This is a genomic window from Salsuginibacillus kocurii DSM 18087 (genome assembly GCF_000377705.1).
Classification (GTDB): domain Bacteria; phylum Bacillota; class Bacilli; order Bacillales; family Marinococcaceae; genus Salsuginibacillus; species Salsuginibacillus kocurii.
The window spans coordinates 1-10,417 of the sequence record NZ_KB898643.1 but is presented as its reverse complement, the minus strand read 5'-3'; the positions used below and the strand labels follow the sequence as shown (position 1 = coordinate 10,417).

At 43.9% G+C, this 10,417-nt stretch carries 8 protein-coding genes; 7 read left to right on the top strand and 1 reads right to left on the bottom strand.

What is annotated here, in order from left to right; all coding sequences use genetic code 11:
• Positions 1 to 5 precede the first annotated feature (5 nt).
• The 7 genes from D469_RS0119180 (at position 6) to D469_RS0119150 (ending at position 9,994) form a co-directional block, all read left to right on the top strand.
• Entirely contained in the window at positions 6 to 1,097 is a 1,092-nt protein-coding gene (locus D469_RS0119180; protein ID WP_338053743.1) for a UxaA family hydrolase, read from the top strand.
• A gap of 191 nt (positions 1,098 to 1,288) precedes the next feature.
• Positions 1,289 to 2,005, top strand: coding sequence for a FadR/GntR family transcriptional regulator (locus D469_RS0119175; RefSeq protein ID WP_018925000.1), 717 nt, complete (start codon positions 1,289 to 1,291; stop codon positions 2,003 to 2,005).
• A gap of 14 nt (positions 2,006 to 2,019) precedes the next feature.
• Positions 2,020 to 3,054, top strand: coding sequence for an Ldh family oxidoreductase (locus D469_RS0119170; protein ID WP_018924999.1), 1,035 nt, complete (start codon positions 2,020 to 2,022; stop codon positions 3,052 to 3,054).
• Positions 3,055 to 3,087: 33 nt separating this feature from the next.
• Positions 3,088 to 4,596, top strand: coding sequence for a tripartite tricarboxylate transporter permease (locus tag D469_RS0119165; RefSeq protein WP_018924998.1), 1,509 nt, complete (start codon positions 3,088 to 3,090; stop codon positions 4,594 to 4,596).
• A gap of 33 nt (positions 4,597 to 4,629) precedes the next feature.
• Positions 4,630 to 5,130 (top strand): tripartite tricarboxylate transporter TctB family protein, encoded by a 501-nt coding sequence (locus tag D469_RS0119160; protein ID WP_018924997.1) that lies wholly within the window; start codon positions 4,630 to 4,632, stop codon positions 5,128 to 5,130.
• Between the two features lie 113 nt (positions 5,131 to 5,243).
• The gene (gene pyc, locus D469_RS0119155; RefSeq protein WP_018924996.1) at positions 5,244 to 8,708 is read left to right on the top strand and encodes a pyruvate carboxylase; all 3,465 of its coding nucleotides are present in this window, start codon (positions 5,244 to 5,246) and stop codon (positions 8,706 to 8,708) included.
• Between the two features lie 80 nt (positions 8,709 to 8,788).
• A complete protein-coding gene (locus D469_RS0119150; protein WP_018924995.1) occupies positions 8,789 to 9,994 on the top strand; it encodes a threonine synthase in 1,206 nt (401 codons plus the stop codon).
• 66 nt (positions 9,995 to 10,060) lie between these two features.
• On the opposite strand, the gene D469_RS0119145 is transcribed toward D469_RS0119150, so the two are convergent.
• On the bottom strand, positions 10,061 to 10,417 hold a 357-nt coding region (locus D469_RS0119145), incomplete at its 5' end, for a DDE-type integrase/transposase/recombinase (protein ID WP_018922133.1).

Genomic DNA, 10,417 nt, shown 5'->3' with positions numbered 1-10,417 from the left:
GAACGATTTATGCGAACTCGACGGCAGAGCGGGTGGCGGACAGCATCGAAGGCGCTGTAGCGATCACGCATCCACTCGGCCGCTGCCAAGTCCGTCCGGACTTGCGGACGACGTTCCACACGCTGGTAGGGACCGGGAAGAACCCGAACGTAGGTGGTGTCATCGTGATTGACCACTTCCGGGAGGAAGGTTGTACCGCTGAAGAAATCGCTCATGAGATTCAAAAGACCGGAAAGCCGGTTGAGATCGTAAACATTCGTCACTCCAATGGCGCGATTGAAGCCACAGCCCAAGCTTTGCGCAAAGCGATGAACATGAAACGCGAACTTTCCAGCTTGACGCGCGAGCCGGTGGACGTATCGAAGCTGTTATTCGGCTTGAACTGCGGGACCTCGGATACAACTTCCGGACTTGGTTCAAATCCAGCCCTCGGCCACTGTTCCGATCGCATCATCAACCAGGGCGGACGTTCCATCCTGGCTGAGGTGACCGAGCTAATGGGCGCTGAAGACCATATCCGCGACCGGGCGGTCACGGCAGCGGTAGGCGATGATGTTGTCGCTGCCATCGATGGATTTGAACAGCGCGCGTTGGCAAGCGGTGAAGACATCCGCGGCTCCCAGCCGACAGGTGATAACATTATGGGCGGCTTGAGCAGTATTGAAGAAAAGTCGCTCGGTGCTTATCAGAAGAGCGGTTCAGCACCGATCAACGGCTTGATTGATTACGGGGAGCAGCCGACTGATGATTCCGGCCTTTATATCATGTATACGCCAGGGCACGGCAGCGAATCGATCACAGGCATCGCAGCGGCAGGCGCGCAAGTGCTCGTCTTTAGCACAGGCGGCGGCCACGTGATCAACCATCCAATCATGCCAACGATCCGTATTACCAGCAACGTGAACTCCTTTGAAGCGATGGAAGATACGATGGAGCTCGACTTGAGCGATATCTTTAACGGAGACTTAAGCCTGCAGGATGCCGGGGATCAAATTTATGACGAAGTCATGGAAACATGCAGCGGCAAACTGACGAAAGCAGAAATCTTGCAGGAACATACCGGCTTTGCGATTCACCGGACAGGCGTTAGTATTTAATAGATACTCTGACTGAAAAAGTTGAAACAAATTTAAAATTGGATACGGAACCATTTTGAGATGGCCAATAATCTGTTGTCTTTTGTCAGGGTGGATAAGGGGGCTTTAAGCCCCTTCTTTTTTCTATTTAACTGAAAGCGCTTACTGGCTAGGGGGGTTAGTTCTTTATATCGGTTGAGGGGGGGCACTGTATGTTTAAACAAATTAACGAAGACAAGGTCAGCCATTCTCACAAAGTGGTGGAACATATACAAGATTTAATTATAAGGAATGAATTAAAGCCTGATAAAAAACTTCCGGCTGAAAGAGACTTAGCCATCAAAATGAATGTAAGCCGGCCCACTATTCGGGAAGCTTATAAAATCTTATCTGCGCTAGGGTTCATAAAGATTAAGCACGGGCAGGGCGTGTTTGTGCAAAATCATAAACACCGCATGGAGATGTTTGCGGGCACTTTTTTTAGCACAAAGGATTCGATTCTAGAATTGTTTGAAATTCGAAAGACCCTAGAACCTGAAGCGGCCTACTGGGGAGCTATGCGAGGAACAAATGATCAATTAGAAAAATTGTATCAAAATGTTCTTGATTATAATGACCAAGTACACGCCTCAAATGAAGCTGAAACAATCTCCCTCTATGAACGAGCTGACCACGATTTTCACAGCCTGGTAGCTGAATGTGCTCAAAATATGGTTTATGAAAGCATTATGAGCAATCTTATTTTGCTGTTGAAAAAAGGAAGAACGAGAGCATTAATGATTCCCGGAAGATCTCTTACTTCAATGAAAGAGCATTACAAGGTGGCTGAAGCGATGATCAAGCGCAAGCCTGAAGAAGCCCGAGAAGCCATGTTAAACCATTTGAATAGTGTAGAAACAACGTTAATTCGCGAATCTGACAAAAGTTGAAAGGAGAAGCGCTTTTGAAGATTGCAGTAGAAGAAGCCAGAAGTTTTACCAAGGACATATTTGAGGCAGCAGGATGCCCTACGGAAGACGCAGCGGTTGCTGCTGAAATTATTATTGATGCCAATGTACATGGCATTAATACGCACGGTATCTCCCGTGTTCCTATTTACGTCAAACGACTGCTGGAAAAGCGTATTAATCCCTCTCCCGAAGTAACATTTGAGCGACAGGGAAGTGTGTTGGTTGTAGATGGGGATAATGGGTTAGGCCAAGTTGTCATGCACAAAGCAACACAAGAAGCATTGAAACAAGTAAAAGAGCACGGCATTATGTCGGTTGCGATTCGTAATAGCAATCATTTTGGTCATGCGTTTTATTATTGCAATCACATTGCCCGGGACAGGACCTTTTGCATGATGACGACAAATTCGCCAAAAGGCATACCGCCTTGGGGAGGAAAGAATGCGTATTTCGGAACAAATCCAATAGCCTTTGGCTTCCCTGCCAGTCAATCTCCTATTGTAGTAGATATGTCCTCTAGTCTTGTTGCTCGAGGGAATATCATCCTGGCTGCAAAGAATAATGAAACCATCCCAGAGGACTGGGCGATTGACAAAGATGGCAATCCAACCACAGACGCGAACGCAGCGTTGGAAGGAGCCGTTCTTCCGTTTGGCGGGGCAAAAGGCTATGCCCTTGCTTTATCGCTTGAAGTGATGGCAGGAGTTCTTTCCGGCGCAGCGTTCGGGCCTCATGTCAACAACATATATGACGATCAGGCGGATGATGCAAACGTTGGTCATTTTATGATCTTATCGGAGATCAATCACTATATGAACGAAGAGATGTATTTTGACCGAATTGATCAAATGATTCAAGAGATAAAAGAAGTGCCTAAGGCAGAAGGTTATGAAGAAATTCACATTCCTGGAGAGAGAAAGCAAATTAAAGCAGAAAAAACGTTAAATCAAGGCATTGAAGTTTCGGATGAAGTGTATGAAGAGTTGAAACAATTATCTGAGCAGTTGCTGGAGCATTCTCCTATTTAAAATAGGACTTTACTTTGAAAGGAGGATAACGAAATGGGAGCGGATATTCTTACCGGGTTGTTGACAAGTCTTCAACCCGGAAACTTGATGATAATGGCACTCGCAATCATTGGTGGAATTGTTATAGGGTCATTGCCAGGGTTATCAGCAACCATGGGGGTAGCACTTCTCGTTCCATTAACGTTTGGAATGGACCCAGCTTCAGGGCTTCTTATGCTAGGTGCTCTTTACACGGCGGCTATGTTTGGTGGAGCGAACTCTGCTATTTTATTAAACACGCCTGGTACTCCGGCCAATGTGGCTACCACATTTGATGGTTATCCAATGACGAAAAAAGGCCAAGCCATTAAAGCCTTGGTGACCGCTTTGACCTCCTCAGTTATCGGCGGTATTATCGGTACCTTGTTTTTACTCTTTTTAGCACAAATGTTAGCAGAATTCGCGCTCCGTTTTGGTCCGCCTGAAAACTTTTGGCTGGCTGTGTTTGGTCTTACTATTATCGGAAGCTTAGCCGGCAATTCGATTTTAAAAGGGATGATCGGAGCTACCCTGGGGCTTTTGCTTGCATTAATAGGGATTGATTCTGTTTCCGGACAAGCACGATTTACGTTTGGAATTGGGGATCTAAACCAAGGAATTGAATTAATTCCTGCTATGATCGGTTTTTTTACTATTCCTCAGCTGATCCATTTAATCGAATCAAACAGCAAATACGTCTCTCGCATTGATGAGAAAAAAGGAATGTACAAAGAAGCCTTCGTGAATGTATTTAAACGGCCAATTACATTAATCCGCAGTTCCTTAATTGGCACGTTTGTCGGTATGCTGCCCGGTGCAGGCGGCAACGTGGCTTCTTTCGTTGCTTACAATGAAACTAAACGTTTCGCCAAAGATCCTAAAGAATACGGAAAAGGTAACTCTTATGGAGTTGTAACGAGTGAATCTGCCAACAACGCCACCGTTAGTTCGTCGCTCATCCCCCTGCTAACACTAGGGATACCAGGAAGCCCGGTTGCAGCAGTGCTGCTGGGAGGACTTTTAATTCATGGGCTGAGACCGGGGGCGGAGTTGTTCCAAGCTTCTGGAGATGTGGCGTATACATTCATTGTTGGTTTGATTGTGGCAAATATTTTACTTTTAATTATCGGTTTAATCGGAACGCGCTTCTTCGTACGTGCGCTGAACGTGCCGATTAGTTATTTGGTGCCAGTAATTGCTGTTTTGGCAGTAATGGGTTCCTATGCAATTCGCAACAGCTTTGTAGATGTCTACATTATGCTCGCATGCGGAATTGTTGGGTACTTCCTTATCAAAGTTGGCATCCATGTAGCTCCGATAGTATTAGGGTTGATCCTGGGCGTTATCGCAGAGCAAGGCTTTGTTTCTTCAGTGATTGAAACAGGGACAGGAGATAATTTATTTACGCTGTTCTTTACTCGCCCAATTACGGTGATTTTAATTATCTTAACAGTGCTTTCTCTTTTCACCCCACTTTGGGTTGCCTATCAGCAGCGAAAAGCACGAGGAACAGACGAATCTTAGCAGAATTAGCGGTAATTGAAAGGAGTGAAGGAGTTGTTACTAAAGGAACAATGGAGAGATGTTGGAGTATCCGGTGTTTTATTAGGTATTACCCTGATGTTTTATATTTGGACACAGGATCTTACAAACCCTTCTGATATTTTCCCTAAATTGGTTATTGCCTTGTTATTAATTTTCAGTCTGGCTCTTCTTTTTAAGGCCCTGTTTATAAAACGAGCTTATTATAAGGAACGGGAATATGAAGCAAGTGAAGTAGAAGATGAAGAGGTAGATGATAATACAGAGAAAGTTACAGGACGAAAATGGGCAGCGATCGTGGTGTTGATTGCTTTTGTCTATTTAATACCAGTGATTGGTTTTTATTCGGTCAGCTTTGTGTTTGTGACTGCGTTCATTTGGTATTTGGAAGGCATGAAAAAATCAATGATGGCTTTTCTTCGCCCTGTTATTACTGCAGCAGGAGCTCTCATCTTCATTTATTTCGTGTTTGATGAGTTTTTGAATATTCCTATACCAGATGGAATCTTCTTCTAAAGCCAGAACTTGAGTATAGGGTTCTATGTTTAGTAAGTAAATAGTTAGCGTTCTGAGGAAAGAAAATTGACGTTTTATAAAAAAATCATGAGAATAAACAGGAGGTTGGATGAATGGAGGCTGCAGTAAACAAACACATCAATCGAGTACTTGTTGCTAATCGTGGAGAAATTGCGATTCGAATTTTTAGAGCGTGTTCGGAGCTTGGGATGGAAACGGTTGCTATCTATTCGCAGGAAGACAGCGGGGCTCTTCACCGTTATAAAGCAGACGAAGCGTATGTAGTTGGGAAAGACAAGAAGCCGACTGAAGCCTATTTGGATATCGAAGGGATTATTGATGTTGCTAACCAAAACCGAATTGATGCTATTCATCCAGGCTACGGATTTTTGTCTGAAAATACCGAATTCGCAAAACGGTGTGAGGAAAACGGCATTTTGTTCATTGGTCCTACTGTTGAACATTTAGTGATGTTTGGTGATAAAGTACAGGCAAAAAAACAAGCAATCAATGCCGGTCTTCCTGTGATCCCGGGTTCAGAACAGCCTTTAAATGAATTGTCAGAATTGAGTGAGTTTGCGAGTGAGCATGGATATCCTTTAATTATAAAAGCATCTCTCGGCGGAGGAGGCCGGGGGATGCGCATCGTCAACAACGAAAGTGATTTAAAAGATGCCTATGAACGGGCAAAATCTGAAGCGAAGTCAGCTTTTGGAAGTGAAGAAATTTATGTAGAGAAGTTTATTGAAAACCCGAAACATATCGAAGTTCAAATTCTAGCAGACCATCATGAGAATACTCTTCATTTGTACGAGCGGGATTGTTCGATTCAGAGACGTCATCAAAAGGTAGTGGAAATAGCTCCAAGTGTCTCGCTGAGTGATGAAACGAGAGAACGGATATGTGATGCGGCTGTCCAGCTTGCAGAAAGCGTAGGGTACGTCAATGCGGGTACGGTAGAATTTTTAGTAACTAAAAATGAAGATTTTTATTTTATAGAAGTCAATCCTCGCCTGCAAGTCGAACATACGATTACTGAAATGGTGACCGGGGTGGACATCGTTCAATCTCAATTGAAAATTGCAATGGGACACGCTTTACATGAAGTTCCAATGTCTCTGCCTGCGCAGCAAAATATTCAGTGTATCGGCTATGCGATTCAGTCTCGAATTACTACAGAAGACCCGGCCAACGGTTTTTACCCGGATACCGGGAAGATTTTAGCTTACCGGGCCGGGGGAGGATTTGGCGTTCGGTTGGATACAGGAAATGGTCATACCGGGGCAGTGATCACACCATATTATGATTCTTTACTAGTTAAAGTTTCTACCTGGGCTCTTTCTTTTGATGAGGCTGTCATTAAAATGCTTCGCAACCTTAAAGAATTTCGAATTCGGGGAATTAAGACAAATATCTCGTTTTTAGAAAACGTGATGCAGCATGAAAGCTTTCGAGTAGGTGAACATAACACATCCTTTATTGATTCATCTCCTGAATTATTTAATTTTCCGGTCCGCCAAAACCGGGGCACAAAAATGTTAACCTATATCGGCGAGACTACAGTTAATGGTTATCCAGGGCTAGAAGACAGAAAGAAACCGACTTTAACCCAACCTGTTTCGTTCGATGATAGGCTGCCTGCGGATTCTGCCCCAAAAAATGGGACAAAACAAATTCTTGAAACAGAGGGAGCGGAAGGATTAGCAAGGTGGGTAAATGAACAAAAGGAAGTCTTATTAACAGATACAACATTTCGAGACGGCCATCAATCATTGTTAGCCACTCGCATGCGAACGTACGATTTACTGCGCGGTGCAGCACCTACTTCTCATTTGCTGCCTGAGCTATTTTCGGTGGAAATGTGGGGCGGGGCCACTTTTGATGTGTCGATGCGGTTTCTCCATGAAGACCCTTGGGAACGGTTAAAGTTGTTGAGGGATCGTATGCCTAATCTTCTTTTCCAAATGCTGTTAAGAGGATCAAATGCCGTTGGTTATAAAAACTATCCAGATAACTTAATTCGTTCTTTCGTCCATAAGTCAGCCGATGAAGGCATAGATGTATTTCGAATTTTTGACAGTTTAAATTGGGTGAAAGGAATGACGTTAGCTATTGATGCAGTTCGGGAAACAGGAAAAGTGGCAGAACCAGCGATTTGTTACACCGGCGATATCCATGACCCAAAACGTCCAAAATACGACCTGCCTTATTATGAAAATATGGCCAAAGAATTAAAAAATGCAGGGGCTCATATGCTTGCCATTAAAGATATGGCTGGCTTGCTAAAGCCGGAAGCGGCCTACTCATTAATTTCGTCTTTAAAAGATGCGGTTGACCTTCCAATCCATCTGCATACTCATGATACAAGTGGTAACGGAATGCATATGTATGCTAAAGCAGCAGAAGCAGGTGTGGACATCGTAGATACTGCTGTAAGTGCTATGGCCGGACAAACCTCTCAACCAAGTGCAAATAGCCTTTATTATTCTTTAAGCGGAAATGTCCGCCAACCGCAGGTGGATGTTGATCATTTAGAGGAACTGTCAAAATACTGGGGAAGTGTCCGGTCATACTACGCTGGATTTGAGAGCGGGATGACCTCTCCCCACACGGAAGTATATACCCATGAAATGCCTGGAGGCCAATACAGCAACTTACAGCAACAGGCAAATGCGGTTGGTTTAAAGGATCGCTGGGAAGAAGTTAAGCTTATGTACAATACGGTGAATCACATGTTTGGTGATATAGTCAAGGTTACCCCTTCTTCTAAAGTAGTAGGAGATATGGCGCTATACATGGTAAGCAATGATCTTACCGAGCAGGATGTGTACGAGCAAGGAGACAGCCTCGATTTTCCAGAATCAGTGATAGAGTTTTTCCAAGGCCAATTAGGTCAGCCGTATCAAGGCTTCCCTGAACAATTGCAGAAGCTTGTTTTAAAAGGAAGAACATCAATCCAAGGACGGCCAAGTGAGCATATGGAAGCGGTGGATTTCGAAGACGTTCAACGATCTTTGGCAGAACGTTTTGAAAGAGAGATTACTGAAGAAGATGTCTTGTCGTATTTGATGTATCCGAAGGTATATGAAGATTTTAGGGACACCCGCGATGCTTATGGTGACTTATCTGTGCTTAACACACCAACCTTCTTTTACGGCCTTCGCCTTGGAGAAGAAATTGAAGTTGAAATTGAACAGGGAAAAACGTTGATTGTAAAATTAGCATCGATTTCAGACCCGCAAGAAGATGGAAGACGAACTCTTTACTTTGAGCTTAATGGCCAAATGCGAGAAATTATTATTAAAGATCAAACAATAAAAACAGCTGAACTTTCCCGTCCAAAAGCAGACAAAAAGAATCCGAACCATATTGCTGCATCTATGCCGGGCACAGTGCTCAAAAATTTAATAACAAAAGGTGAAGAAGTCACGAAAGGCGATCATTTAATGATCACAGAAGCTATGAAAATGGAAACAACTGTACAAGCTCCGATGGGAGGGAAAATAAAAGAAGTGTATGCTTCAAACGGTGATGCAGTTGAAACGGGAGATCTGTTAATAGAAATGATAGAAAGTTAATGTAAGAGGCGAAGAGCCCTTGGCTAAGGGCTTTTCGCTTGTATATGCCTACTATTAATGAGCAAGGAGATGAAAATGCAATGGCCTTTAGTTATGTATCTCATTTGTACTGTTCAGCATGTGAGAAAACATATGAAAGCACGAAACCCCAGCAATTATGCACATGTGGAGCTCCTTTATTAGTTCAGTATGATCTGGAGAGCTTAAAACAATCGTTTCGGAAAGAAGACCTTGTAAACCGCAGCAATGATCTATGGAGGTATCATGAACTTCTGCCTGTCTTAAGCGAGGAGCACGTTGTCTCGTTAGGAGAAGGGATGACACCGCTTCTCTCTATGCCCCGCCTTAGTGAAGAGCTGGATATAGAACAGGTTTATATGAAAGATGAAGGCATGATACCAACGGGTTCTTTTAAAGCACGGGGTTCAGCGGTTGGTGTTTCAAAAGCAAAAGAATTAGGCATACAGACACTGGCCATGCCTACAAATGGAAACGCTGGTGCAGCTTGGTCATTGTATGCAGCCAGGGCAGGTATTGAATCTACCATTGTTATGCCGGTAGATGCCCCTAAAATTACGAGAAACGAATGTGCCATGGCTGGGGCTCATTTATACTTGGTGAATGGGTTGATTAGTGATGCCGGCAAAATGGTCGGTGAATATGTGAAAGAAAGCGGAGCGTTTGACGCTTCTACCTTAAAGGAACCATATCGAATTGAAGGCAAGAAAACTATGGGGATAGAAATTGCCGAGCAACTAAACTGGGAAATGCCGGATGTTATCGTTTATCCTACTGGAGGCGGCGTTGGGATTATCGGGATTTACAAGGCGTTAAATGAATTAAAAGAACTAGGGTGGATTGAAGGGAGTCTGCCCAAACTTGTAGCGGTCCAGTCTACTGGCTGTGCTCCTATCGTTAAAGCCTGGGAAAATGGTGAAAGACATTCCGAGTATTGGGAAGATGCTGATACGATGGCTTTTGGTATCAATGTGCCAAAAGCGATAGGTGATTTTTTGGTTCTGGATGCAGTATATGAAACTGAAGGATGGGCTATTGCGATAGAGGATGAGGCCATCGCCGAAGAACAACAAGCGATTGCCAAAAGCGAAGGGGCATTTGTCTGTCCAGAAGGCGGAGCAGCATTTGCAGCGATCAGGCGTCTTAGGAATGCAGGCAGAATCAAAAGAAATGAACGGGTAGTCGCGTTAAATACAGGGGCGGGAATTAAATACCCGGATACCGTAAATGTAGAAGTGCCAGTACTGGAAAAAGAAGAGCAGCTATAGATTCCCAATAAAAAGAGGCCTGCGAAGATGTGAACTGGCCCAGGGAAATGAGACAAGAAAAAACACCTATGCTGCCACGGTCCTGTACTCCACAGGGGTGTGGCAGTTTAATTTGGAAAACGGTCGTATATAATTGTAATAATACATGTAATTTACTACTTTTTCTATTACAATAGTAGATGTAAGGGTCGCTCTTAATTGAGTGGCGAATTCTTCCGACTTTAGCGAGGAATGGAAGGATTCTATGACGGCATTATCAAAGCAATTGCCTTTGCGGGACATGCTTGTGATGATGCCGTTTTCTTTTGCTAATGCCTGAAAGGCATAGGACGTATATTGAGCTCCTTGATCACTGTGCAATATGACCCCATACGTATCTCTCCCATTACATGCCTCGCGCAACGTTTCTAAAACAAAATCCAC

Bases quoted from the DNA above. Each gene is read 5' to 3' on its own strand.
- D469_RS0119175 (WP_018925000.1), top strand. From the start codon at position 1,289: ATGTTTAAACAAATTAACGAAGACAAGGTCAGCCATTCTCACAAAGTG.
- D469_RS0119165 (WP_018924998.1), top strand. From the start codon at position 3,088: ATGGGAGCGGATATTCTTACCGGGTTGTTGACAAGTCTTCAACCCGGA.
- pyc (WP_018924996.1), top strand. From the start codon at position 5,244: ATGGAGGCTGCAGTAAACAAACACATCAATCGAGTACTTGTTGCTAAT.
- D469_RS0119150 (WP_018924995.1), top strand. From the start codon at position 8,789: ATGGCCTTTAGTTATGTATCTCATTTGTACTGTTCAGCATGTGAGAAA.